At 44.8% G+C, this 24,529-nt stretch carries 30 protein-coding genes; 14 read left to right on the top strand and 16 right to left on the bottom strand.

All coding sequences use genetic code 11. The annotated features are described in order from the left end of the window. Nucleotides 1–17: 17 nt before the first annotated feature. From khtU to QA442_RS17130, 3 genes are all read right to left on the bottom strand, one after another. The gene (gene khtU / locus QA442_RS17140) at nt 18–1,235 is read right to left on the bottom strand and encodes a K(+)/H(+) antiporter subunit KhtU (RefSeq protein WP_095432710.1); all 1,218 of its coding nucleotides are present in this window, start codon (nt 1,233–1,235) and stop codon (nt 18–20) included. 6 nt (nt 1,236–1,241) lie between these two features. Continuing rightward, nucleotides 1,242–1,739 carry a K(+)/H(+) antiporter subunit KhtT gene (gene khtT / locus QA442_RS17135; protein WP_014663386.1) on the bottom strand — a complete coding sequence of 166 codons (498 nt, stop codon included), beginning with the start codon at nt 1,737–1,739 and terminating at the stop codon, nt 1,242–1,244. A 63-nt stretch (nt 1,740–1,802) separates the two neighbouring features. Continuing rightward, nucleotides 1,803–2,141: a hypothetical protein gene (locus QA442_RS17130; RefSeq protein WP_095432709.1), complete on the bottom strand. Its 339-nt coding sequence runs from the start codon at nt 2,139–2,141 to the stop codon at nt 1,803–1,805. A gap of 164 nt (nt 2,142–2,305) precedes the next feature. Here QA442_RS17130 and QA442_RS17125 point away from each other — a divergent pair, with 164 nt between their 5' ends. Beyond that, complete coding sequence (locus tag QA442_RS17125) at nt 2,306–3,073, top strand: enoyl-CoA hydratase (RefSeq protein ID WP_095432708.1); 768 nt, start codon at nt 2,306–2,308, stop codon at nt 3,071–3,073. A gap of 20 nt (nt 3,074–3,093) precedes the next feature. Here QA442_RS17125 and QA442_RS17120 read toward each other — a convergent pair whose 3' ends face one another. Beyond that, complete coding sequence (locus tag QA442_RS17120) at nt 3,094–3,279, bottom strand: YhzD family protein (RefSeq protein ID WP_014663389.1); 186 nt, start codon at nt 3,277–3,279, stop codon at nt 3,094–3,096. A gap of 128 nt (nt 3,280–3,407) precedes the next feature. On the opposite strand from QA442_RS17120, the gene QA442_RS17115 reads away from it, so the two are divergent. The 6 genes from QA442_RS17115 to yhaL all read left to right on the top strand — a co-directional run bounded on the left by QA442_RS17115 (nt 3,408) and on the right by yhaL (nt 11,138). Continuing rightward, the gene (locus QA442_RS17115; protein WP_040083572.1) at nt 3,408–4,304 is read left to right on the top strand and encodes an ABC transporter ATP-binding protein; all 897 of its coding nucleotides are present in this window, start codon (nt 3,408–3,410) and stop codon (nt 4,302–4,304) included. After that, the gene (locus QA442_RS17110; RefSeq protein ID WP_095432707.1) at nt 4,297–5,556 is read left to right on the top strand and encodes an ABC transporter permease; all 1,260 of its coding nucleotides are present in this window, start codon (nt 4,297–4,299) and stop codon (nt 5,554–5,556) included. Before QA442_RS17115 ends, QA442_RS17110 begins: the two co-directional genes overlap by 8 nt. 106 nt (nt 5,557–5,662) lie before the next feature. Then, nucleotides 5,663–6,889: a metallophosphoesterase family protein gene (locus QA442_RS17105; RefSeq protein WP_095432706.1), complete on the top strand. Its 1,227-nt coding sequence runs from the start codon at nt 5,663–5,665 to the stop codon at nt 6,887–6,889. Between the two features lie 4 nt (nt 6,890–6,893). Further along, nucleotides 6,894–9,782: a DNA repair/recombination ATPase SbcE gene (sbcE, locus tag QA442_RS17100; RefSeq protein WP_095432775.1), complete on the top strand. Its 2,889-nt coding sequence runs from the start codon at nt 6,894–6,896 to the stop codon at nt 9,780–9,782. A gap of 73 nt (nt 9,783–9,855) precedes the next feature. Continuing rightward, a complete protein-coding gene (gene yhaM / locus QA442_RS17095; RefSeq protein ID WP_014663394.1) occupies nt 9,856–10,800 on the top strand; it encodes a 3'-5' exoribonuclease YhaM in 945 nt (314 codons plus the stop codon). Nucleotides 10,801–10,925: 125 nt separating this feature from the next. Beyond that, nucleotides 10,926–11,138 (top strand): sporulation protein YhaL, encoded by a 213-nt coding sequence (gene yhaL / locus QA442_RS17090; RefSeq protein WP_003233252.1) that lies wholly within the window; start codon nt 10,926–10,928, stop codon nt 11,136–11,138. A gap of 40 nt (nt 11,139–11,178) precedes the next feature. Here the strand turns inward: yhaL and QA442_RS17085 are convergent, their stop codons facing one another. Then, a complete protein-coding gene (locus QA442_RS17085) occupies nt 11,179–12,054 on the bottom strand; it encodes a peptidylprolyl isomerase PrsA (protein ID WP_069839095.1) in 876 nt (291 codons plus the stop codon). Nucleotides 12,055–12,213: 159 nt separating this feature from the next. On the opposite strand from QA442_RS17085, the gene yhzE1 reads away from it, so the two are divergent. Continuing rightward, nucleotides 12,214–12,300 carry a sporulation protein YhzE1 gene (gene yhzE1 / locus QA442_RS17080; protein ID WP_003327753.1) on the top strand — a complete coding sequence of 29 codons (87 nt, stop codon included), beginning with the start codon at nt 12,214–12,216 and terminating at the stop codon, nt 12,298–12,300. A 124-nt stretch (nt 12,301–12,424) separates the two neighbouring features. Further along, nucleotides 12,425–12,511 (top strand): sporulation protein YhzE2, encoded by an 87-nt coding sequence (yhzE2, locus tag QA442_RS17075; protein ID WP_003155248.1) that lies wholly within the window; start codon nt 12,425–12,427, stop codon nt 12,509–12,511. Nucleotides 12,512–12,562: 51 nt separating this feature from the next. On the opposite strand, the gene QA442_RS17070 is transcribed toward yhzE2, so the two are convergent. Both QA442_RS17070 and QA442_RS17065 read right to left on the bottom strand, forming a co-directional pair. Continuing rightward, nucleotides 12,563–12,745, bottom strand: a complete 183-nt coding sequence (locus tag QA442_RS17070) for a hypothetical protein (protein WP_024571667.1) — start codon at nt 12,743–12,745, stop codon at nt 12,563–12,565. Nucleotides 12,746–12,852: 107 nt separating this feature from the next. Beyond that, nucleotides 12,853–13,371 carry a DUF3267 domain-containing protein gene (locus QA442_RS17065; RefSeq protein WP_095432705.1) on the bottom strand — a complete coding sequence of 173 codons (519 nt, stop codon included), beginning with the start codon at nt 13,369–13,371 and terminating at the stop codon, nt 12,853–12,855. 207 nt (nt 13,372–13,578) lie between these two features. On the opposite strand from QA442_RS17065, the gene QA442_RS17060 reads away from it, so the two are divergent. Then, nucleotides 13,579–13,920, top strand: a complete 342-nt coding sequence (locus tag QA442_RS17060; RefSeq protein WP_014663397.1) for a YhaI family protein — start codon at nt 13,579–13,581, stop codon at nt 13,918–13,920. On the opposite strand, the gene QA442_RS17055 is transcribed toward QA442_RS17060, so the two are convergent. Beyond that, nucleotides 13,917–14,528: an HTH-type transcriptional regulator Hpr gene (locus QA442_RS17055; protein ID WP_095432704.1), complete on the bottom strand. Its 612-nt coding sequence runs from the start codon at nt 14,526–14,528 to the stop codon at nt 13,917–13,919. The genes QA442_RS17060 and QA442_RS17055 overlap by 4 nt on opposite strands. 178 nt (nt 14,529–14,706) lie before the next feature. Beyond that, nucleotides 14,707–15,063, bottom strand: coding sequence for a YtxH domain-containing protein (locus tag QA442_RS17050; protein WP_040083814.1), 357 nt, complete (start codon nt 15,061–15,063; stop codon nt 14,707–14,709). 129 nt (nt 15,064–15,192) lie between these two features. Here QA442_RS17050 and yhzF point away from each other — a divergent pair, with 129 nt between their 5' ends. Continuing rightward, nucleotides 15,193–15,384, top strand: a complete 192-nt coding sequence (yhzF, locus tag QA442_RS17045; RefSeq protein WP_014663400.1) for a membrane protein YhzF — start codon at nt 15,193–15,195, stop codon at nt 15,382–15,384. A gap of 74 nt (nt 15,385–15,458) precedes the next feature. Here the strand turns inward: yhzF and trpP are convergent, their stop codons facing one another. The 3 genes from trpP to QA442_RS17030 all read right to left on the bottom strand — a co-directional run bounded on the left by trpP (nt 15,459) and on the right by QA442_RS17030 (nt 17,764). Beyond that, nucleotides 15,459–15,977, bottom strand: coding sequence for a tryptophan transporter TrpP (trpP, locus tag QA442_RS17040; RefSeq protein ID WP_003233236.1), 519 nt, complete (start codon nt 15,975–15,977; stop codon nt 15,459–15,461). Nucleotides 15,978–16,101: 124 nt separating this feature from the next. Beyond that, nucleotides 16,102–17,181, bottom strand: a complete 1,080-nt coding sequence (serC, locus tag QA442_RS17035; protein ID WP_095432703.1) for a 3-phosphoserine/phosphohydroxythreonine transaminase — start codon at nt 17,179–17,181, stop codon at nt 16,102–16,104. Nucleotides 17,182–17,326: 145 nt separating this feature from the next. Beyond that, nucleotides 17,327–17,764: an HIT family protein gene (locus tag QA442_RS17030; protein ID WP_003233231.1), complete on the bottom strand. Its 438-nt coding sequence runs from the start codon at nt 17,762–17,764 to the stop codon at nt 17,327–17,329. Between the two features lie 487 nt (nt 17,765–18,251). On the opposite strand from QA442_RS17030, the gene ecsA reads away from it, so the two are divergent. From ecsA to QA442_RS17015, 3 genes are read left to right on the top strand one after another with little or no spacing between them, the layout of a single operon-like run. Beyond that, a complete protein-coding gene (ecsA, locus tag QA442_RS17025; RefSeq protein WP_014663403.1) occupies nt 18,252–18,995 on the top strand; it encodes an ABC transporter ATP-binding protein EcsA in 744 nt (247 codons plus the stop codon). Next, nucleotides 18,988–20,214: an ABC transporter permease EcsB gene (gene ecsB, locus QA442_RS17020; protein ID WP_095432702.1), complete on the top strand. Its 1,227-nt coding sequence runs from the start codon at nt 18,988–18,990 to the stop codon at nt 20,212–20,214. The genes ecsA and ecsB overlap by 8 nt, the downstream gene beginning before the upstream one ends. 21 nt (nt 20,215–20,235) lie before the next feature. After that, complete coding sequence (locus QA442_RS17015) at nt 20,236–20,943, top strand: EcsC family protein (RefSeq protein WP_095432701.1); 708 nt, start codon at nt 20,236–20,238, stop codon at nt 20,941–20,943. A gap of 18 nt (nt 20,944–20,961) precedes the next feature. Here QA442_RS17015 and sndC read toward each other — a convergent pair whose 3' ends face one another. The 4 genes from sndC to hmoB form a co-directional block, all read right to left on the bottom strand. Next, the gene (gene sndC, locus QA442_RS17010; protein WP_095432700.1) at nt 20,962–22,152 is read right to left on the bottom strand and encodes an N-acetyl amino acid acetylase SndC; all 1,191 of its coding nucleotides are present in this window, start codon (nt 22,150–22,152) and stop codon (nt 20,962–20,964) included. A gap of 72 nt (nt 22,153–22,224) precedes the next feature. Beyond that, complete coding sequence (locus tag QA442_RS17005) at nt 22,225–23,616, bottom strand: hypothetical protein (RefSeq protein WP_095432699.1); 1,392 nt, start codon at nt 23,614–23,616, stop codon at nt 22,225–22,227. A 67-nt stretch (nt 23,617–23,683) separates the two neighbouring features. Beyond that, nucleotides 23,684–23,875 (bottom strand): hypothetical protein, encoded by a 192-nt coding sequence (locus tag QA442_RS17000; protein WP_231516546.1) that lies wholly within the window; start codon nt 23,873–23,875, stop codon nt 23,684–23,686. 93 nt (nt 23,876–23,968) lie between these two features. Continuing rightward, on the bottom strand, nt 23,969–24,469 hold the full coding sequence (gene hmoB / locus QA442_RS16995) for a heme-degrading oxygenase HmoB (RefSeq protein ID WP_014663410.1): 501 nt from the start codon (nt 24,467–24,469) through the stop codon (nt 23,969–23,971). Nucleotides 24,470–24,529 lie beyond the last annotated feature (60 nt).

Raw genomic sequence — 24,529 nt, 5'->3', positions numbered from 1 at the left:
TCACAGTGCTGCTTTTTTTATCCCTGTTTTTTTGCGGGCTGAACATCAGGCTTCCATTTAAATACCTTGTTCAGCAAGCGGTAAATCCGTTTTGATTCCTTTGTTACGAGCGGTCCCAAAATCGCCAGAATGAGGACATATAATGCGGCAAACGGCTTTAATGTGGCTGACAGTCCGCCGGCTATCCCAAGATTGGCAACGATAATCGAAAATTCTCCCCGTGAGATGATCGTCAGCCCGATATTGGATGAAGCCTTATGAGAAAGCCCTGCGCGTCGTCCTGCGACCATTCCGGCGATAAAGTTTCCCACAATGGTCAAAATCACTGCACCTAACGCAAGCCAAACCGCTTCACCGAGCGAAAACGGATCAATGCTGAGGCCGAAGCTGAAAAAGAACATCGCACCGAAGAAGTCGCGGAACGGAATGACAAGGTGCTCAATCCTATCGGAATGCTCTGTTTCTGAAAAGACCAAACCGAGCAGCAGCGCGCCGATGGCTTCCGCTACATGGATCGTCTCTGAAAACCCGGCGATAAAAAAGAGCGCTGCGAAAATGACAATAATAAACACTTCATTTGAGCGAATGTCCAACAGTTTATTCAGCAGCGGCGGGAGTTTTCTGGCTGCGATAAAAAACAGCAGCATATAACCGAAGGCGATCAAAATGGACAAGAGCGCACTCCCTACGGATGTCGCATCACCTAGCACAAGGCCGGAAACAACGGACAGATATACGGCAAGGAAAATATCTTCAAACATAATGATGCCGAGAATCAGTTCGGTTTCGGGATTGGCGGTTCTTTTTAAATCAACGAGCACTTTTGCGACAATCGCACTTGACGAGATTGTGATGACGCCTGCGAGGACGAGGACTTCCAGAAAGGAAAACCCGGTGATAACCCCGTAAAGCAGCCCGAGGGTGAAGTTAATCAAGATATAAATCGTTCCGCCGACCGCAATTGATTTTCCTGATTTGATTAATTTCCCGACGGAGAATTCGATCCCGAGATAGAAGAGGAGGAACAGTACGCCCATTCGCCCGAAAAACTCAATGATTTCACTGCTTTCAATAAATGTAAGATCAATAATTCCCATTTTCGGCGCGTGCGGCCCAACCAGCATGCCCAGCACAATCAGAAATGGAATAATTGAAAATTTAATTTTGTTGGCGATCACACTGGCGATTGCCACAAGCACAAGTGCAGTTCCGACTTCAAATACAAGATGGTCCATCGGCGCTCACACGCCCTCTCCAGAAAGAAAATCGTGAATCAGTTTCTTCAGATGCTTTCTCTCACCTGAGAGGACAAGGGTGTCATTTTCTTCAATAATCGAATCGGCTCCGGGATTTAGGAGCTTTTCCTGATTGTGTTTGATGATGGCAATCACAGTGACATCGTAGTTCTGGCGGACATCAAGCTCTCCGAGTGTGCGCCCGATCGATTTGGCGCCTTTTTCGACCTTAAACCATTCAATAATAAGGTCGCTGAAGGCCATTTCGATGGACTCCAGAGCTTGCGGTTTATAGACCATGCCTCCAAGAATAGCTGCAATTTGCCTTGCCTCAGAATCATCCAATGAAATATTTGAAAGGAGCTCATCCGGGTCTCGGTCATTAAACCGGTAAATTTCCCTTCTTCCGTCATCATGAATGATTATCGTCATTTTTTCGCGGTTTCTCGTTTCGATTTCAAACTTTTTGCCGATGCCCGGCAGATCGTTTTCTTTAATATTCAATGAAAATCCCTCCGAATGTAGTGTTGGCAATATGGGGTGAGTTACAAATAAAACTTGAGCAAATTATATTCGGAGGTAATTAGACTGGTATTTGACAGGGGCGGCAAAAGCTTTTTCCAGCCTGTTTATCAGCGGTTCGTCAAGGGGCTTGACAGAGAGCTGCCTGATAGAGTGCGACAGCGGGCTGTACGCGTTGATCAGCTCAGCAGGGTGCACGCTGCCCGGCGACGGTGTTTTTGCCGATTGTGTTTCCTGCGGATATGAGGACATAGGCACATAGCTGTCAGAGCTTGCTTCAAGCTGGGAAGGCAGAACCACGTCCGAAGGGGGAAAGTACACCATAAATAAACTTAACAGAAAACTGATCAGCAATTTATCCATGTTTCTTTCCTCCTTTCTCATCAAGATATCCCTTCTTTTTCACTATATAAAACTTTATGTTTCCATTCAAACAATATGCATTTTTCAGTATCTATTGACCTTGAAAAATAAAAAGGTTTATTTGAGGATGGCGGGGAATGTATAGGAGAAAGAAAAAAGTAAGCGCATACATGGAGGTGCTTTATATGGAGTTTGTTCAATATGCATGTAATGGGGCCGTTGCAGAGATTATCCTGAATCGGCCTGATGCCCATCACGCCCTGAATGAACAGATGCTGTCTGAATTGAAGGAGGCAGTCGAAATGGCGGCTGCAAGCGAGGCGCTCATCGTTCTCCTGAGAGGAAGCGGGAAAGGCTTTTCGGCCGGCGGTGATATCAGGATGATGACGTCAGAGCATGAACCTGATCAATTTAAACGACTGATGGATACGATTGAGGCTGTCACCCTGAAGTTATACGAGATGAAGAAAGTGACAATTGCAGCCATTCACGGTGCTGCTGCGGGGCTGGGCCTGAGTTTGGCACTTTGTGCGGACATTGTGCTCGCTGAAAAAAACGCCGTTCTCGCGATGAATTTTATTGGCATTGGGCTTGTTCCGGACGGCGGCGGACATTATTTGCTGAAGAAAAGAATCGGCGAAGCAAAAGCGAAAAAGCTGATTTGGAGCGGGAAAAAACTATCTGCCTCTGAAGCTGCCGATATGGGGCTTCTAGATGGAACATTTACCGGAGATCCTGCTGAAGGTGCAAGACCCTTTATCGAAACCCTGTTGGCTTCACCTCTTTTGGCGATGATCGAAACGAAAGCCATCTTTCAAAGCCTCCATCTTGAAGAACTGAAAAAGGTGCTTTCTCTTGAGCGCAATGCCCAAGAGAAAATGAGAATGACCAAGGATCATCAAGAAGGAATCCGTGCCTTTTTAGAGAAACGGGAACCGAAGTTTCAAGCGTAACAGATCAGCCGGAAAGCTGATCATCTGTGAAACAAAATCAGCTTTCCGGCTGCATTGACTAAACGATGAGTATGACTGTGAAGCTCTTTTTCTTTTAAGATAACTTCACCATGCGTTTTAGCCGCTTCTTCATTTTCCGCCTCGAATCGCTCGTTTACCAGAGTGTTCCCCGAAGGATCAAAAACGGTTAGGAAATAATCAGCCATCAGGTTTCTCCTCCATTTTTCATGATTTATCAGTCTTTCTTCATTTATATTCTAACCAGGAAATGAAAATCCTCTATTATGTTTCATCCAAAATTAGTATATAATGGGTCAGGGAAGGAGGAGATTCGGTGCTTACAATTGATCACGTAACGAAGACATTCGGAGATTACAAAGCTGTTGACGGATTGGACTTAGATATTCCGGAACAGCAAATGTTCGGTCTGTTAGGCGCAAACGGAGCGGGAAAAACGACGACGTTTCGCATGATCCTAGGATTATTAAGCATTACGGAGGGCTCAATCAGCTGGAAGGGCCGTCCTGTGAATTATCATATCAGCAACAAAATCGGTTATTTGCCGGAAGAGCGGGGTCTTTATCCGAAAATGAAGGTAAAGGATCAGCTTGTCTATCTCGCCAGATTAAAAGGGATGGAGAAGCGGGAGGCTGTAAAAGAGCTCGGAACATGGCTTGAACGCTTCAATATTACAGATTACGAGAATAAGAAGGTGGAAGAGCTTTCAAAGGGGAATCAGCAAAAAATCCAATTCATTTCGGCAGTTTTGCATAAGCCGGAGCTGCTGATTCTTGATGAACCTTTCAGCGGCCTGGACCCTGTCAATGTTGAGCTGTTAAAAGAGGCTGTGATCTCGCTGAAAAACAGCGGCGTTTCTATTTTATTTTCAAGCCATCGGATGGAACATGTGGAGGAGCTCTGTGAGAACCTTTGCATATTGCAGAAAGGAAGACCGGTCGTGCAAGGCAAGCTGAAGGAGATAAAGCGCTCCTTCGGTAAAAAGAATGTTACCATTCACTCCGATGACGATCTGCGCTTTTTGCAGTCTCATGAGGGTATTCTTCAATGGAAGGAAACGGCCGACGGCGTCAAGCTGCAGATCGCCAATGAAGACATCTCTCAGGAGATTTTTGCGATGCTTCAGGGAAAAGGATTTATCAGAAAGTTTGAGCTTGAAGAGCCGTCACTGCATGATATTTTTATAGAAAAGGTGGGGGCCGTCTATGAATAAATTTTGGATCATGCTCTCTCATACATACAAAAATAAGATTATGGCAAAATCCTTTATTATTTCGACTGTCATCACGGTGCTGCTTGTTTTAGCTGTAACGAATCTGGAGTCGATCATTTCTTTGTTTCAAGGTGACGACGCGAAAGAAAAAATCGCTGTTATTGATGAAACAAACGAATTATATCCGATTTTTTCAAAGCAGCTGAAAGCGGTCGATACAGACGGCGATCTTGATCTGAAGCTGTCGAAGCAATCGGAGGATGAGGTCACAAAGCAAGTCAAAGATGAATCACTCGATGGCATGCTCAGCATCAAACGAGATGAAAAAGGGACCATTTCAGGAACATATAAAGCATTAACGATTTCTGATGAAAGCACGTATCAAACGCTGCAGCAGGCGCTGACGCAAACCAAAACGGCTGTCGGAACGGCGGAGCTCGGCGTGTCGCAGGAAACGATCAGCAGCCTTTATGCGCCCGTTACTGTGGGGCAACAGGCGCTGAAAGAAGGAGCGAAGTCTGAGGAAGAGCTTGGCCAGACGGTAGGGCTTGTTTACATTATGCTGTTTGTCATTTATTTTTCAGTGATTATGTATGCCAGCATGATTGCGATGGAGGTCGCAACTGAAAAATCTTCGCGGGTCATGGAAATCCTGATCTCAAGCATGCCGCCGATCCAGCAAATGTTTGCAAAGCTGCTCGGTATCGGGCTTGTTGGGATCACACAGCTTGCTATCATTATCGGAGCCGGCTCTCTGTCTCTTAAGCTGAACCAAAAGAGCGAAACGGCTTCATCTGTCGGCGGATTCCTTAATCTGACCGACGTATCAGCAACGACTGTCATCTATGCTGTCATTTTCTTTTTGCTCGGATACTTTTTATACGCGACACTCGCCGCGTTTCTCGGCAGCGTTGTCAGCAGAATAGAAGATGTGCAGCAAACGATCACGCCGATGACGCTTTTGGTTGTCGCGGGTTTTATGATCGCGATGTTCGGATTGAATGCGCCTGACGCAGGATTTATTACGGTAACTTCGTTTATTCCGTTCTTTACGCCAATGATTATGTTCTTGCGCGTCGGCATGCTTGATATTCCATTCTGGCAGGCGGCAGCCGGAATCGGAATCACACTGCTCACCATTGTCATACTGGCCGTTATCGGCGCCAGAATTTATAAAGGCGGTGTATTGATTTACAGCAATTCAAGCGCGTTCAAAGCGATCAAACAAGCGCTTCGTTTAGCGAAAAACTGATTGGAAAACAGCCTGGGGATTCTCAGGCTGTTTCTTTATTGACAGAACGTGCATTCGCAAGAATTCGGTGCTAAAATAAGGGTACTTCATCCTGGAAAGGAGCAGAATGTTGACTGATCTAACCTTTATTCATGCGGCAGATCTTCATCTTGACAGCCCGTTTTACGGGATATCGCAGTTGCCGGAGCCGATTTTTGCGCGGATTAAAGAAAGCACGTTTGCAAGCGTGAGACATATAATAAACGCCGCAATGAGAGAACACGTTGATTTCATTTTGCTGGCGGGGGATCTGTTTGATGAAGCCAACCGAAGCTTGAAGGCCCAGCTCTTTTTGAAAAAGCAGTTTGAAAGACTCAGAGAGTGCGGAATTTCGGTGTACGTCATTTTTGGGAATCACGATCATCTTAGCGGGGAATGGACGCCGATTGAATGGCCTGAGAATGTCCATATTTTTTCGTCCGCTGTTCCAGAAGAAAAATCGTTTTTTAAAGAAGGCAGGCGCATAGCGAGCATTTATGGCTTCAGCTATCAGGCCAGAGCCATGACGGAAAACCAAGCCGCCCGCTATCGGAGATCAACTGACGCACCGTTTCATATCGGTATGCTCCACGGCACGCTGTCTGGATCTGAAGGGCATGATCCGTATTGCCCGTTTACACATGATGACCTCGTGAAAAGCGGGATGGATTATTGGGCGCTTGGCCATATACATAAACGCCAGGTTCTATCTGCCGAGCATCCGGCAGTCATTTACCCGGGAAACACGCAAGCACGCCATATGAAGGAGACGGGAGAAAAAGGCTATTATCTCGTTGATGTGACAAACGGAGAAATATCTTATGAATTTCAGAGAGCTCATGATGTCCTGTGGGAAAAAGCAGCGGTAGATGTGACGGAGGCAAAGAATATGACCGTTCTCTTCCAAATGGTGGAGGACACGTTTTCGAAGCTGCGAAAAAAGGGGAGCCCTGTTTGTGTAAGGATTGTTTTACAAGGAACTGCGCCAGAATGGCTGCTGAAGGCGCCAAAAGGCGCCTTGGAAGAGTTTCTTGAGACGCTTCAGGAGCAAGAAGTGGAGGAGGAACTGTTCGTTTGGCCTCTTGCATTGGATGATGAGACAGAAAACGAAGCTAACGTAACAAATCTTGATCCTTTTTTTGGCGGTTTATTTGAAGACATAGATCGCAGCGATCTGTCAGACGTGCTGGAAGGGCTTGAGCGGCATCCAGTGTATAGAAGGCACGCAGACCGGTTTAGCCAAGAGGAAGTAAAGGAAATAAAAGAACAGGCACAAATTTTATTGAAAAAGCAGCTTAAGGTGCTTGAACCATGAGGCGGTGACAGCTTTGCGAATTATATCTTTACACATCTACCAATATGGAAAATTTTCTAATCGAACCTTTCATTTTTCCGCCTCTCCTGTCCAAGTTATCTACGGATTAAATGAGGCAGGAAAAACGACGATGATGTCATTTATTGAAAGCATGCTGTTCGGTTTTCCGAAAACGAAAAAATATGAACCGAAATCAGGCGGTGTCTACGGTGGTATTCTTGAAGCTGAACATCCTGAGTATGGGGTGCTGAAGATCGAACGGACGAAAGGGACTGCCGAAAAGTTAAGAGTGTATACAGAAAAGGGCGAAGTAAAGGATGGAGATGTTTTAAAGCGACTGTTCCAGGGCACAGACAGGTCGTTGTACAAAGCCATTTATTCGTTTGATGTATTCGGGTTGCAGGAAATTCATGCTTTTAACCGGGACAAGATAGGGGAATTTTTGCTATTCTCCAGCTTGTTTGGAGCTGAAGCCGTATCAAAGCTTGATTCAAGGCTGACGAAGGAAAGCGAAAGGCTCTATAAACCAAACGGGCGAAACCCTCAATTGAATCAGGAGCTGGAAACGCTTAAGCAGCTGGCAGTGAAGCTAAAACAGGCTGAAGCAGAGGAAGCGGGCTATCATCAGCTTCTTGAGGAAAAACGAACGCTTGAAGCCCGCCTTGCAGCCGCGGAAACCGAATTGAAAGAGACGGCGGAGCATATCCGAATGATAGAGGGAGCGATTGAGCGAAAGCCGCTGTTGAATGAAAAAGCGACACTCGAACAGGTGATTGCGGAATTTCCGGAACATGCAGGACAATTTCCGGCTGACGCACTGCACCAGCTGGAAAAATATGAATCCCACCTTCACCCGAAATCCGCACAGCTTGAGGCGCTTCGGGTGAAGATGGCAGAGCTGGACAAACAGAGGCAAAAGCTTACCCCAGATAAAGAACTATTGGCGAAAGAAACGCTGATACAAGAGCTTTCGGCATCATTTCATGTGTACCAATCATGGGGAGAACAGCTGGCCGCCATTCAGGCACAGCTGCGCCAGTCGTCTGCACAGACAGCGGCAGGTCTCGAACAGCTCAATAAAACAGATGAAAATGAGCTCCTGAATATGAACACGTCATATGATTATGAATGGCAGCTTCAGCAAGCGGTGCAGCAATATGTACAGGCAAGAGACAGAAAACGGCAGCTTGACGAGACGTTTGAACTTGCCCGGCAAGAGCTGGAAGACGCAGAAAAAGCCGTTCATGCCGCTTCGTCCGCCATTCTTGAAGACAGCCAAAGAAAAGATAAAGAAGCGGCACTTAGCGCATATGATGAAACACAAGGGCAGCACCAAGAGCAAGTACTGCTGAGAGAGCAGCTAACGTTTTTTGAAAGACAGCAGGCTAAACAGAGAAAGACTGTCATTGCAGCTGGTATGTTCTTCATCGTTCTCTTTTTTCTGCTGCAGCAGGTGATTCCCGCCATCAGTATCGGCGCTGCACTTATTGTGTATTGGCTTTTATCAGGAAAAAAAACGTCTTCTCGAAACAGCCGGGAGACAAGACAGCCAATGACGGATATTTCACCAGCAGAAGCTGAAAAGCTGAGAGAAGCGTTATGGGAGGACGACCGCAATAAACAGCATCTTCTCACGCAGCGAGCAGCGCTTCAGCAAAAAGAGGCGGCGTATGAAAGGGTCATCCAGCAGTTTGAACAGTGGGAAGCCGATATGGCCCCGTCCTTAACACAGGTCGAGCGTTTTATGAATGAGCTCAGATTTAACGAAGATCCATCGTTTTTGCTTGATGCATACAGCTTAATGAAGGATGTCAAAAAAGAAGTGAGGAAAAAGCATGAGCTGACTATTGAAGCAGGCAGGCTGAAAAAGCACCGGAGAACATTCGAAGAACGCATCAGCATGCTGCATCCTCATAGTCAGGACATCTCCATCTCGGACGCCCTTCACACATTGCGGAAAAACATTGAGCGTGAAAAAGAAATTGAGAAGCAAAAAAAGGAAATTGAAGCAGATATTCATTATACAAAGGAACAGATGCTTGAGCTTGAGCAAGAAATCCAGTATTTTCACGTACAGATCGAACAGTTATTTGCCGCGGCTGCTGCAAAAGACAGGGATGCGTTTTTTGCCACAGCCGACATCAGCAGGCAATTGAAGGATACGGAGAACAAGCTTCATCACGTAAACGCACAGCTTCAAGGCGGGCACCCAGAGGAGCTTGAACTGGCGGATTCCAATACGCTTTCTGAATTGAAAAACAAGCAAGTCATCGAGAATGAAAGAAAAGAGCGGCTGACTGAGGAGATCGAGCAGCTCCGCAGCCAAATCGCACTGCTCTTAGTCAAACAGGAACAATTAGAGGCTTCGGGATTGGTGTCAGATCTCAAGCTTCAAACCGAAATGCAAAAAGAACGTGTGAAAGAAACGGCTAAAAAATGGGCCTCCATACAAATGGTCAAACAAGTGATCAAAAACAAATTGGAGCGGCATAAAAAGGTTGAGCTTCCGCGCCTTCTGGAGACAGCAGGAGAATTCTTCCGCCCCCTGACTGACGGAAGCTACCAAACCATTTATTTTTCCGAAACGGATGATTCGATCATGGTTATGCATCGCGATGGAACTGTCTATCATGCGGAAGAGCTGTCACAAGGGACGTGTGAACAGCTGTATACAGCGATCCGATTTGCTCTGGCTGTTACGCGCCAGGATGGGTCAAAGCTTCCGTTTCAGCTTGACGACAGCTTTGTTCATTTTGATCAGGAAAGGCTGAAACGTGTATTACATGTTCTGTATGATTTAACCGAAGGCGGAAGGCAGATTTTGTATTTTACATGCCATGACCATGTGAAAGATGCATTTCATAGCAGCCAAATTATCCATTTGGTGTCATAAAAGAGGTTCTATAGCTGAAAATCGGTATGTGATATACTGGTATTATGTAAGATACGGAGGGAGCTTTAATAGAATGGCTAAAGGGATTATGCTACATGAGGTTGGCGAACAGGTGGACCAGTATCTATTGATTAAATCCTCGACGAAAGGGATTGCAAGCAATGGAAAACCGTTTTTGACGCTGATGCTGCAAGACCAGTCAGGCGATATTGAAGCAAAGCTGTGGGATGCCAAGCAAAGTGATGAAGTGACCTATGCGCCGCAGACGATTGTCAAGGTTGTCGGCGATGTTCACCATTACCGCGGACGCACCCAGCTGAAGCTGAGAAATATCAGACCAGTAAGCGAAAATGAAAACGTCAATATTGATGATTTTTTAGAAACTGCACCGATTCCGAAAAATGAAATGATGGATACCATCACTCAATATATATTTGAAATGAAAAATCCGAATATCCAGCGAATTACAAGGTTTTTAGTGAAAAAACATGAAGCTGAATTTATGGATTATCCGGCGGCTACGAAAAACCACCACGAGTTTGTCTCAGGTTTGGCGTATCATGTTGTCTCTATGCTGAACCTGGCAAAAGCAATAGCAGATTTATATCCGTCTCTTGATCGTGATCTGCTTTATGCCGGTGTTATTCTGCATGATCTTGGAAAAGTGAAGGAGCTGTCCGGCCCTGTTTCCACTTCATACACGGTTGAAGGCAATTTGCTCGGCCATATTTCGATTATGGTGACAGAGCTTTCAAAAGCGGCTGAGGAGCTTCAAATCGATTCTGAAGAGGTGTTAATTCTTCAGCACTTGATTTTGAGTCACCATGGTAAAGCGGAATGGGGCAGTCCGAAACCGCCGATGGTGAAAGAAGCGGAAATTCTTCACTATATAGACAACCTGGATGCAAAAATGAATATGATGGACAGAGCGCTTGAGCGAGTGAAGCCGGGCGAGTATACTGAACGTGTATTTGCGCTGGAAAACCGTTCCTTTTATAAACCGACATTTCATAAATAACTTAAAAAGGACTGATGCTGACATATTCAGCTCAGTCCTTTTTGATGCGTCTTTCCCGCTCATAACTCGTCTCATTCCCGCATATGGTTAAGAATAAAGAATTTATGCAAAAGGGGGAGGAGCCCGTGTTATTTTTTCCATGGTGGGTGTATCTTTGTATTGTAGGCATCATTTTCAGCGCATATAAACTTGTGGCGGCAGCCAAAGAGGAAGAAAAAGTAGACCAGGCTTTTATTGAAAAAGAAGGGCAGATTTATATGGAGAGGATGGAAAAGGAGCGAGAACGCCGCAGTTCTCAGCAGCATGAAGAAGAAAATCAAAACCATTCCATCGCATAAAAAAAGCTGTGCGGCTCAATGAGCCTGCACAGCTTTTTTATTACTTAGAACTGCTTGAAGATGAAGAAGTGCTGTTGCTTGTTGAAGATGTATTAAATGTGTCTTTCAGATCTTTATCTTTTACTTCGATGTCAGCCTTCTTCATGACTTTTTGAACAGCTTCCTGAACGGCATTGCTGTCATTTAGTTTTTGTTCAAGCACTTCAGATTTCAGTTCTTTTTTCATATCATCGTATTTGCCGCGTTCTTCGGTCTTTTTAATGATATGGTAGCCGTATTGCGTTTTGACAGGATCACTGACTTCACCTGTTTTTAATTTGAATGCAACTTTGCTGAAATCAGCTATCATACCGTCTTTTGCGAACCAGCCAAGATCTCCGCCTTTTGAAGCAGAGCTGTCTGTTGAGTATTCTTTCGCAAGATCTTCAAACTTCTCGCCTTTTTTCAGCTTTTTCTCTACTTCTTCAGCTGTCTTTTTATCAGCGACAAGGATGTGGCTTGCACGGATTTTGCCTTTTAAGCCTTCCCAGTACTCTTTGATATCGGCGTCTGTTACTTTGATGTTATCTTTAGCCGCTTTTTCTGTAAGTAACTCCATTTTAACAGTTTCCTCAAGAAAATCTTTACCATATTGTTTTTCAATTGTTGAATATTGGTCCCCGAGTTGTGTTTTGTATTCCTTCAGTTTATTTTCTATTTCTTTATCAGTTACCTTGTACTTTTTGTCTAATACTTTTTCCTGTGCAAGCTGTGTGAGAGCACTTGCTCCAGCAGTTTTTTTCATGTAAGTGTAAAGCTCGCCTTTAGTTACATCGCCTGCGTCTGTTTTTGCGATGACTTCTTTGTCGCCGCTGCTGCAAGCACTGAGAGCGAGGATGCTTGTAGCAGTGATAGCTGCTATTGCGATTTTTTTCATGGTTTTCAAACACTCCTAATCATTCCAAATTAAATTACCTATGCGTATCATAACATATTGTGGCTTTCTGTAAAAAGATTTTAAATAAAGGGCATTCGTCTAGTCAAACTTTTGCTGATGGCATACTTATATATTGATCAAGAAAAGGAGGTATGTAACATGAGCGGAGGATACTCTAACGGATTCGCGTTGCTCGTAGTACTGTTCATTTTGCTTATCATCGTAGGTGCAGCTTACATCTACTAAGCAGCCCGGGGATCGCTTGCAACATAAGCGATCCTTTATTTTCACTAGCGCCTAATCGTTTCAAACATGAATTGCATAACATGTAATTGGTAAATAAAGTTTTTTACAGGAGGTGCTTTTTAAGATGGGTGAAGTTTTTGCAGGCGGATTCGCTTTATTGGTTGTGTTATTTATTTTATTGATTATCATCGGCGCTTCTTGGCTGTACTAATCAACATAAAAAAGCATAGCTGCTCAATCGCAGCTATGCTTTCTTTCGTTTTTACACTGTAAAGGAGATCTCCACAAACGAAGAGATCAGTAAAATTAATATAGATACATTAATAAATCGGAATACCTTATCTTGCCGCTCTTCAGGAATCTCTCTGACAAGGCATAATGTATTGGTGAGCCTGTTTATGAAATATAAAATAAACACGGCAGCCACGATAAAATAGAATAAAATGATGGGAGATTCCCCCTCTCTCTGAACTGTCCCATATTACATTACCAAATATTTATTAAAAAAGATAGAATGTAAATTGAAAAATCGCTGCCAGCACCAGGGGGTGGCTACTTTTCAACAAGAATATCCAAGCCGTCTGCTTCCTGATCAATAAAAGCGGTTTTCGGCGCTTTTATCAGCTTGAGGGCCAGCAGGAAGTCAGGCAGACAGTAGCCGGCGTGAATGCCCGAGATCATGCAGAAATAATGAGCGTGATTCGGAAACGCCAGTGCGGCGTAAAACAATACCGGTGTAATCAGCAAGAACGGGCTTACCAGTGAAATCAGCATTGTTGTTTTTGGTATTCGTTTCCATGAGCGCATGCGCAATATGTAAAACTTTTTTTCTATTTTTCTTTTTTTGCAGATGATTGGCAGGACATGGATGACTTTATGTACAAATAAAATAACGACGAGCAAACCGCCGAATAAAGGTACATATTCATCGCTTAAGCTTGTGCCAGGCCGCAGCAGCTCAAAAGCTAAAAAGGTAGAGATAAAAACCAAAATCATAAAACATACAGCAGTTAATATTATGCGAACGGCGCCATAATCCTTCATGAGATTTATGGTCTTCCAGCAATTCATCAAAGTCATCCTTCCATACATCTTGAGTAGAATCTCAAAATAATTTACTCCTCCCAAGAGAAAAAATCAATGCTTTTTTAAGAAAAAATATCATCCGGCAGGTATTTTTTTGAAACAAGCAAACAAACTGCGAAATATGGGGTTAGAACTTTCTTCTCAGTGAATTATCAGCTAAAATAAGATTAAAGATAGAAAGAAGTGGTGTGGATGGATTCGATGGATCATCGCATTGAGCGATTAGAATATTACATACAATTATTAGTGAAAACAGTAGATATGGACAGGTACCCCTTCTATGCGCTTCTCATTGATAAAGGGCTGAGCAAGGAAGAAGGGGAAGAGGTTATGGGGATATGCGATGAATTGTCGGAAGAGCTGGCAACACAAAAAGCGCAAGGATTTGTAACCTTTGATAAGCTCCTTGCGCTTTTTGCCGGACAGCTGAATGAAAAGTTAGATGTTCATGAAACGATTTTTGCCCTGTACGAGCAGGGGCTTTACCAAGAGCTGATGGAAGTTTTTATCGACATCATGAAGCATTTTGATTAACTGTTTACAGGTTCGAGCTCTTCTGCCGGTTTATCCGCCGTACTGTCCTTAGCTTTTTTCTTCAGTTTTCCGTTTACGCTTTCAAAGTCATTATCAATATTGGTCAGTGACGTTTCGAAAATTTCCATAAAATCATCGCCGTAGATATGGCGTATCATACACATCATTTCTGCCACTTCAGGGAATTTTCCGAATAAATGGTACAGAGGCTGTGACCCTTTAAAAACAGCGTTGCGTGTCGGATCAAATTCCTCAAGCAAGCTCCAGAAAACTTCAGTGCCTTCCTCGGTTAATTGGACGTATGTGTTCCGTTTATCATTCAGCCGTTTGGAGAACCTTAAATATCCCCGTTCTTCCAGCTTTTTTGAAAAGTTGAATGCCGTTGATACATGCATGACCCCGAATTTCGCGATCTCAGAAATGGATGCTCCATTCAGCTGATACGCAATCCATAAAATATGATGCTCATTAATATTCAGGTCATACGGTTTGAGCCATTGCTGCCAATCCTTCTCGATTGATTTCCAAAGAGCCTTGCTAAGCTGAGCCATTTTCTGGGTGAAGACCAGAGCTTCTTTCACATCATAGGGCGGTTCCACTCGATTCATTACGTCACCTGCTTCTCTTTTTCTTTTTCTCTATTATGCCAATAAAATAAAGATTAATAAAGATGAAAATGTAAGAATTTTTTAATAAATTCACAAACCATTGCGGCGGAAGGGTTTATCGGCCTAAAAAAAATACGGGTCCAATTTCGGCCCGCATTTTTTTCTTTTGAATAGGATATTAGTTTTGTAAGGTTTTCTCCAGCTGTCTGATTTTCTCTTCAATATCAGCAATTTCTTTTTGCAGATCCTGCTGGTGCGGTTTGATCTCTTCCTGCCATTTTTTAATTGACGTTTGGAGCTCGCCGCCTACGTCTTTAATCACATCTGTGCTTTCTTTTGCCGCCTTGATCAGCTGGTCTTTTAACGCAAGCCCGTCTGATTTTAAACGTTTGATCGTTTCTTCTAAAGAATCATAATTGGTTTTCATTTTTTCACGCAGCTGCTTTCCTGAGGAAGGTGCAGTAAGAAGAACCGCTGCTCCTCCGATGATGCCGCCTACGAATAGTCCTGTTAATAGAGAACGTCCGCTCGCCATTACAATCACCCCGTCTTTTTCTTCAAAATAGGATTCATTCAGCATTTTTCATTTTTGTTGAAAGCCTGAACTTCTATACATAGCTTGCTTTATTTTAGCATATTTTTTAAGTGAAAAGGAGGGAGAAGGTTGTCTGTCTTTTTGATTGTGTTATCCTGCATCACCCTTGCCTTCGCTACAGGCGCTGTTTACTATATCAGACTTCTCAGCCAGGCTGCTTCTTATCCGCCCAAGAAGGTAATCCGGCAAAAAGCGCTTGTTTGTTCAACCGGAACCGCCTTTACACTATGTCTTATCTTTTTCACAAAACTCCTCGCTTAAAACATGCTGACATGCTGCGGGCGCTCTGTTTTAAAAAAACCTCTCCCGGAAGCGGAAGAGGTTTTGTGTGACAATTATTTAGCAGCTTCCATAAAGCTCGAACGTCTTAAAATGGTTTGCACAATCGGATAAATAATGATCATTGAGATTGTATTCAGCACAGCAGCCGGCAGAACAACAGCTGCGAACAATGCGGCGAAACCGCCAGGCAAACCGACGATCAATAAAGCTGAAGATAGAAACACAATTCCCGATAAGATGGTCCCGATTACTGTCAGCACAGCGGCTGCGCCTGTTTTCCGGCTCTTTCTGAACAAGAGAAACAGGGAGAAGAACAGAAACGCTGATACGGGTTTGTCGATGATGTTAGGGATCTGTCCGGCTGGAAATGCGGTTGTAAGCGCGGAAATGATTCCGGTCACGATCCCGATGACGAGTACGTTTTGCACCCGCGGGAACAGCAGAATGCCCATGAACATCATGATCAGCATCATATCTGGTTTCATGCCGCCTAAAAAGGGCGGAATAATGGAATGAAGCGCTGCGCCGATTGCGGCAAACAGAGCCATAATGACTAACTCTTTTGTTTTCATATCTATGCTCTCCTCTGCTAAGCTTTTGCCCTCCAATAATATGCTCATCATTTATTGCGAAGGCTTTATAAGAATGTGTTATGCAAACAGTATACCAAACGAACGGTTTGCATAGCCAGACTTTTTACTCATTTTCCTGCTGGAATTTCTTCATGAACGCCGCTAGTTTTTCACAGTCTTCAAGAGACACCGCGTTATAAATAGAAGCGCGGCAGCCTCCCACTGAACGGTGTCCGCCAAGGCCGACCATCTTTGCATCTTTTGCTTTCTGAACGAATGTTTTCGTTAATTCATCATCCCGAAGCGTGAAGGTCACGTTCATGCGTGAGCGGCTGTCCTTTCTGGCATGTCCTTTATAGAATCCGTTGCTTACATCAATACAGCTGTAGAGAACCTGCGCTTTTTGTTCATTGCGCTGTTCAGCGGCTTCCACACCGCCGTTTTCCTTCAGCCACTCCAGAACAAGGCTCAGCATATAAATCGCAAATGTCGGCGGAGTGTTGTAGAGTGAATCCGCTTTGACATGCGTGGAATATTTCAAGATTTTTGGGACGTTCGCATTTTCATTTTGCAGCCAGCTTTTTTTCATGATAACTACAGTCACGCCGGAAGGGCCGAGGTTCTTTTGGGCGCCTCCGTAGATCACGTCAAATTTGGACACATCGATTTTTCTGCTCAAAATGTCGCTGGACATGTCGGCGACGAGCGGAATTGGAGAATTCGGGAACTCCTGCCACTGAGTGCCGAAAATCGTATTGTTGGATGTGATGTGTAAATATGCGCCGTCTTTTACATCCGTAAGGTCAACCTCCGGAATATAGCTGTAATTGTCTGTTTCACTTGTAGCGGTGATAGACGTGTTCCCGAACAGTTTCGTTTCTGCCAGTGCTTTTTCAGACCAAGCGCCTGTCATGACAAAATGCGCGGTTTTTTCAGGTGTTAAAAAGTTCATCGGAAGCATTGAAAATTGAAGGCTTGCCCCGCCTTGAAGAAACAAAATATCGTAATCTTCCGGAATGCCCATCAGTTCGATTAAGAGGTTTTTCGCTTTTTGGTGCACCGCTTCATACTCTTTGCTGCGGTGGGAAAGCTCCATAACAGACATGCCGGATTCGTTAAAATCAATAAATTCTTTCTGTGCTTTTTGCAGAACTTCCAATGGCAGCGCTGCAGGACCTGCGTTAAAATTCGTTGTACGTTCCATCATGATCTCTCCCTGTTTTCCACGTTAATGTATAAAATAATACAATTATCCTATCACAAAAATTCAGTTTTTTGATAAAAAATTAGAATTATCAAAAGAAATTGACGGATGTTTGCGAAATGTTCACAAATAAAATAACCTCATCTTATGATGAGGCCAGGCGTTTTGCGATAGAGGAAGAGATATTCTGCAGATCTTCCGGTTTATAATCATCAGCATGCGTTTTCCAAACCGCTCCGAATCCATCTCCTTTTCCATAGCGGGGGATAATATGCATATGGTAGTGGAACACAGATTGTCCAGCTTTTTCGCCGTTATTGTTCAGCGTATTTAAGCCGATCGGTTCAAATTCATCCCGGATAGCGCGGGCGATTTTCGGAACAGCATGGAAATATTGTTTTGCTAATTCATCTGTAAATTCATACACATTCTCAATATGTGTTTTCGGAATGACAAGCGTATGGCCTTTTGTCACTTGGCTGATATCAAGAAAGGCAAGTACATGTTCATCTTCATACACCTTCGCGGATGGAATGTCGCCGGCGATAATTTTACAAAAGATACAATTCTCTGCACAATGCATGAGGGTTCCTCCTTATGAAATTGTTTAATATGTATACACTCATCGTACCACAGAAATGCAGAAAATAGAAAACAGGATGAACGGCGAGCGTTCACCCTGAATGCAGAGGAAGAGCTTATATGAAGAAAATGTGTTATGCCTTTGGTAAGCACCTCATTTGTCAATAAAATGAAGACTTGTTTAATGCCTAACGATTCCTGCGATAAACACCTCATTTGACAATTTGCTTCATACATGAAGAATTCATCAAGTCAGTGAAGAGAAATGGTTTGAGCATTGGACATGTTTATTTTCTATCCAACTGTTTCTAAGACGTCTTTGACAAACACCTCATTTTTCAGTTGATATGCTTTTCCTCTACGACTATTATGATGTCCAAGACCCTGTCTCTTTATGACAGCAAATTCATCATTTGTTAAAAGGGAATTGTTTCAAATCAAGCCTTGTTTTTGGTACTATGAAGAAAAACACTATAAGGGGAGAAACTATGTCTCTGCTATCGGTAAATGACTTAACCGGCGGATATACAAGAAATCCGGTTTTGAAAAACGTATCATTCACCCTTGAACCGAATCAAATAGTCGGCTTAATCGGGCTGAATGGTGCTGGCAAAAGTACAACAATCAGACACATCATCGGGCTGATGGACCCGCATAAAGGTTCAATCGAATTAAACGGTAAAACCTTTGCTGAGGATCCGGAAGGCTACCGTTCACAATTCACCTATATACCAGAAACACCTGTTTTATATGAAGAACTGACTTTGATGGAGCATCTTGAATTGACAGCCATGGCATATGGCCTGTCAAAAGAAACGATGGAGAAAAGGCTGCCTCCGCTTTTAAAGGAATTCCGAATGGAAAAGAGATTGAAGTGGTTCCCGGCCCATTTTTCCAAAGGAATGAAGCAGAAGGTTATGATTATGTGCGCATTTTTGGCAGAGCCTGCGCTCTACATTATTGATGAGCCTTTTCTGGGGCTTGATCCGCTTGCCATTAACGCGCTGCTTGAGCGGATGAATGAAGCGAAAAAAGGCGGGGCGAGCGTGCTGATGTCAACGCACATTTTGGCAACGGCAGAACGCTATTGTGATTCGTTTATTATTTTACATAACGGCGAGGTGCGGGCGCGCGGCACGCTGTCAGAGCTCAGAGAGCAGTTTGGAATGAAAGACGCGGCGCTGGACGATTTGTATCTTGAGCTTACAAAGGAAGACGCTGGCCATGAATAATATGCTTGATATTTGGCAGTCGCGGCTGCAGGAGCATATCAAAGAAACAAGAACATACATGAAATATATGCTCAACGATCACCTCGTCATTGTTTTGATCTTTTTTCTAGCGGGCGCTGCAAGCTGGTACAGCAAATGGATACGGGACATCCCCGCTCACTTTCCATCCTTTTGGGTGATGGCCGTGCTGTTTTCGCTCGTGTTGACAAGCTCTTATGTGCGGACGCTTTTGAAGGAGGCTGACCTTGTTTTCTTATTGCCTCTTGAATCAAAAATGGAGCCTTACTTGAAGCAGGCGTTTGTCTACAGCTATGTGTCTCAGCTGTTTCCGCTGATTGCACTGAGCATCGTTGCGATGCCGCTTTATTTCGCAGTCACTCCGGAGGCTTCACTTGTTTCGTATGCCGCGGTCTTTGTCCAGCTTTTGCTGCTGAAAGCGTGGAATCAGGTGATGGAATGGCGCATGACCTTCCAAAACGACCGCAGCATGAAGCGGATGGATGTCATTATTCGCTTTGCGGCGAATACGCTCGTTCTTTATTTTGTTTTGCAATCTGTTTATATGTATGCGCTTCTTGTCTATGTCATTATGGCTGCTCTTTATCTGTATATGTCTTCGGCAGCAAAACGGAAAACGTTTAAATGGGAGAGCCATATCGAGTCCGAATTGAGACGCAAGCAGCGTTTCTATCGGATTGCCAACCTGTTCACTGATGTGCCGCATTTGCGAAAACAAGCGAAACGCAGAGCGTATCTTGACTTTTTGCTGCGGCTCGTGCCGTTTGAACAGCGCAAAACATTTGCCTATATGTTCACCCGCGCCTTTTTGCGGTCGAGTGATTATTTGGGTATTCTTGTCAGGTTAACGATCATTTTCGCGCTGATCATCATGTATGTCTCAGCCAGCCCGCTGATTGCAGGGGTTTTGACTGTGTTTGCCATTTTCATTACGGGTATTCAGCTTCTGCCGCTCTTCGGCCACTTTGACCATCTGGCGCTTCAAGAGCTGTACCCTGTGAAAAAAGAAACGAAGCTGAAAAGCTATTTCTCTCTATTAAAAACTGCACTTAGTGTTCAAGCGCTGCTGATGTCTGCTGCATCTGCCTATGCAGCCGGCTTGACCGGTTTTGTTTACGCGCTGATCGGTTCTGCCGTTCTGATTTTTGTTGTTCTGCCGTCTTATATGACAACCAGACTGAAAAAACATGGCAAGCTGTGAGCTTAAAAAAGGGGTAGTTAAATGACAGATAATCAGCTGATGCAGGAAGCCCTTCAATGGAAAATGCATTTTTTGCGAAAGGATTCCATGTTTGAACGCTTTTCGAAGCGTGTGCAAACGAAGGTGAATGAGCGGATTCCTGAAAAAATCCATTCGGTCGTCACTGAGAGCGTGAAAAAAATGGTGGAAGCGACGATGGCGGGCTCCAATATTATTACCTATAAGAAGGATACAAGCACACTTTCGCTAAGTGAAAAGAACGAACTGGCGAAAAAAACGATTGCTTCTTATCAGAAGGTGGCGGCTGCTGAGGGAGTCGGCACTGGAGCAGGCGGCATATTTTTAGGCATTGCCGATTTCCCGCTGCTGCTTTCTATTAAGATGAGGTGTTTATTTACTTTATCCTCAATATATGGCTTTGATGTGAAGGATGCACAAGAAAGAATGTTCCTGCTGCTCGTGTTTCAGCTTGCGTTTTCGAGTGATGATTGCCGAAAATCGCTTTTTTCTGTCATCGAAAATTGGGAGACGGAGAAAAAGAGCATCGACTGGAGAGTGTTCCAGCAGGAATATCGCGATTATATCGACGTCGTGAAGTTTTTTCAGCTATTGCCGGGCGTAGGAGCGGCAGTCGGCGGGATTGCCAATTATAAACTGCTGGCTCAGCTTGGTGAGACGGCAAGACACGTTTTTCATCTGAGGATAATAAAGGAAACAGCCGGAGAATAAACATTCCCGGCTGTTTTTTTATAGCTTATGATAGGTGATTGCAGCGCCTGCAAGGACCTTGGCTGCTGTCAGCATTGCTTTTTCATTAATATCAAATTTCGGATGGTGATGGGAATAGACCCGCTCTGGCTGTTCAAGAGCGGCACCTGTAAAGAAAAAAGTGCCTTTCACGTTTTGTAAGTAATAAGCAAAATCCTCGCCGCCCATTTGCGGTTCACCGGCAATGACCTGCTGAACACCCTCTATGTTTTTGGCGATGCTGGCCAAGTGGCTCGTTTCTGCAGGATGGTTCACAACCGCCGGATAGCCCCGTTCATAGTTGTACTCATAGGACGCGCTGTGCATACTGCAAACCCCTTTTACAACCGCTTCAATTTCTTTTTCCAGAATGTCTTGGACATTTTCATCAAAAGAACGTGCTGTACCGATGAGTACTGCTTGGTCTGCGATGACATTAAATGGATTGTCTGCGATAAAGGAGCCTGTCGAAATGACGGCGGATTGAATGGGATTGACCTTGCGGCTGACAATGTGCTGCAAAGAGGAAACGATTTGTGAACCGATCAGGACGGCGTCTTTTGTATCATGCGGATGAGCACCGTGGCCGCCCTTTCCGAGGACTTTAATCGTAAATCGGTCCGCCGCTGCCATTACGGCGCCGGGGCGGCAAAGAATGGTTCCGAGCGGTTCGGTTGCCCAAAGATGAGTGCCGAATATCACATCCACGTTTTCGAGACAGCCGTCATCAATCATTGGCTTTGCGCCTCCTGGATAATATTCTTCCGCATGCTGGTGGATCATCACAAAAGTTCCCTTCAGCTCATGTCTGTTTTGGTGAAGAACCTTGGCGACTGCGAGAAGAGCTGCCGTATGGCCGTCGTGGCCGCATGCGTGCATGACACCGGGCACTTTGGAGGCGTAAGGGACGTCTTTTTCATCTTGAATGGGGAGAGCGTCAAAGTCAGCCCGCAAAGCGACTGTAGGGCCTGGTTCGCTTCCTTCAATATATGCTAAAATCCCTCTGCCGCCGACATTCGTGCGGATTGGGACTCCTAGCGATTCATAATAGGAAGCAATAAATGCGGCGGTTTTTTCTTCTTGAAACGAGAGCTCCGGATACATATGGAAATGTCGCCTGATCTCAACCATTTCTTCAAAACAGCTGTCGAGCTGTTTGTTTATCTCTTTCTGCAGTGTGGATATGGACAAAGCCGCTTCCCCCTTTTCTATGCTTTTCCATGATTGTATAGGAAAATTCTGAAAACTTCAACTTACGCTGTTTTAAAGCATCATCACGGCTGCGATTGTTGTCACGAAAAGGCCAATCGCGACGGGAATGAAGTTTTTTCTGGCTAATTCAAATGGATCAACTTTGCAAATGGCCGCAGCGGGAATCAACGCCCATGGGACCAGTGTGCCTCCCCCCACCCAAATGGCGGAGATTTGTCCGAGTGCGGTCAGGACGGCGGGGTCGGCATGGAGAGCGGACGAAAAGAGCTTTGCAATGGAGCCGGCGAGAGAAATGCCTGAAAATCCGGAGCCGTCGAGGCCTGTTATGGCTCCAGCGGCAGTTAATGCAGCGGCGGCAAGCTCCTTTGACATAGGCATCATATGGGATAAAGCAATGCCGAGATCGTTGACAATGCCGTGGGAACCTTTAGGGAGTGAAGCGCCTATTATGCGTTCATAGCCTGAGTCCCCAAGATAAAAAAAAGCGGCAATCGGGATGACGGGGCCGAAAACCTTAAAACCGAACTTAAACCCGTCAATAAAATAGCCGGTGATTTTTTCAAGCCCTTTATGCTTATACACGAGAAAATGAACGGTTAGGAGGATACAGATTGCAGACCCGCCAATTAACGCGGTTGCATCATTTCCCTGCAGGTTAAACAAGAGCATGCAGGCAATATCAGCAAGAAAGACAAGCGGAATGAAAAAAGCCAGAATGGACCGCATGCGTTTTGGCAAGTACAGTGAGTTGTCTTGTTCGCCGGAAAAAACGGGGGAAAAAGAAGCGGGATGCTCCTGTTTTCTGTGCTCGCGCTGAATCATGATAAAGGCAGCGGTTGTTGTTGTCACACCCATAATCAGCACAAGCGGAATGCTGGCCGAGACGACATCACCCACTGGAATGCCTGCTGCATCCGCAGTCAGCTTTGGCGCCGCCTGAATGACAAAGTCTCCTGACAGGGCAAAACCATGTCCGAATAAGTTCATGGCCATGGCTGCTGCAAGAGGCGTCAAACCGGCGCGTGCGGCTGCCGGGAGCAGGACGGCGCCGATCAAAGCGACACCCGGAGAAGGCCAGAAGAAGAGAGAAATGGCGAACATCAGGCCTCCAATCAGCCAGTAGGCAGTCACGGGCCCTTTCACAAGGCTTGTAAAGGGAGAAATCATCGCTTCATTTATCCCTGTTTTTGTTAATAAATCACTCATCGAAACGATAAAGCAAATGATGAAAATCGTGGGCAGCAGTTCGCCGGCCGCATAGATAAAGCTGTGGAACAAGCTGCTGACAGAAGCTGAAAGTGAATGGCTGGCCCATAGCGATATGATAAAAATGCCGAATAAGGAAATAAAGGTCGTATCTTTCCGCAGCAGCATAAATAGGATAATCGCCCCGATAAACAACACGTACAGAACATGGATAGGCAAAATCCCGACTTCCATCATTAATCACTCCTTCCGCTTCCTACAGATTATTCATAGGCGGGCGGAAGGTGCGGGACAGAAGTCTGGGTTATGATGGAAGATCAGCATTGATACGTTTCAGCTGTTCAGTTAAAACATGCTTTAACACTTTTTTCGCTTTTTGCTGTTGCGCTGGGCAGCAATCAGGAGAAAACATAACAGAACCGTCAGCAAGCCACTGTTTTCTGTAGGCGATGATGCTTTCCGCAGGTTCTAAATATGAACCATCCTCGTGCTGCATCTCGTACCCGTCAATCCCTTAAACCTGCAGACTGGGCAAGGATGCTTCATTTTGCTTTTCTCCCAATAAATAAGCTGCCGGACATGCCGGCAGCTATTCGACAGCGAAATATGTGGTGACGTACGAAGGCCGGGAGAAGATCGACGTCGTGTCAATTCCGGCAGACGTGCCACGTTTTTTGTGGGCTTCCTTGTAAGAACCGGACTGCTGCCAGTCTTGAAAGGCACTTTCCGTTTCCCACAATGTCAGAATGACATAGGTGTCACTGTCAAGCGGACGGAGCACTCGAATTGCTTCAAAGCCAGGCTCATTTTCAACTTTTCCCGCTCTGTTTTTAAATCTGTTTTCAAACAGCGGACGCCCTTCCTGTGTGACGGCAATATTGTTCAATACTGCAAAACCGGGATGCTTGATCTCTCCGACTTGGTCAATGACTTCATAAGCATGTGGTGCCTGGAAAACGGTATCTCCGTTTGTTTCATGAATCAAAATCGCGTTTTCCTGCCCCTGCATCAAAAGGATATGCTCTGAGGGATGCTTCTCAACGATCTTTTTTAAAAAATCGGCTGTCCCATATGTAATATAAACCTTCATATCAGCCACCTCCTGCTTGCTAGTATACCAAAACAATGGTATAAGTTTCTATTGGCGAGT

It is taken from the genome of Bacillus stercoris (genome assembly GCF_029772985.1).
Classification (GTDB): Bacteria; Bacillota; Bacilli; order Bacillales; family Bacillaceae; genus Bacillus; species Bacillus stercoris.
This window is presented reverse-complemented; position numbering and strand designations above follow the sequence as displayed.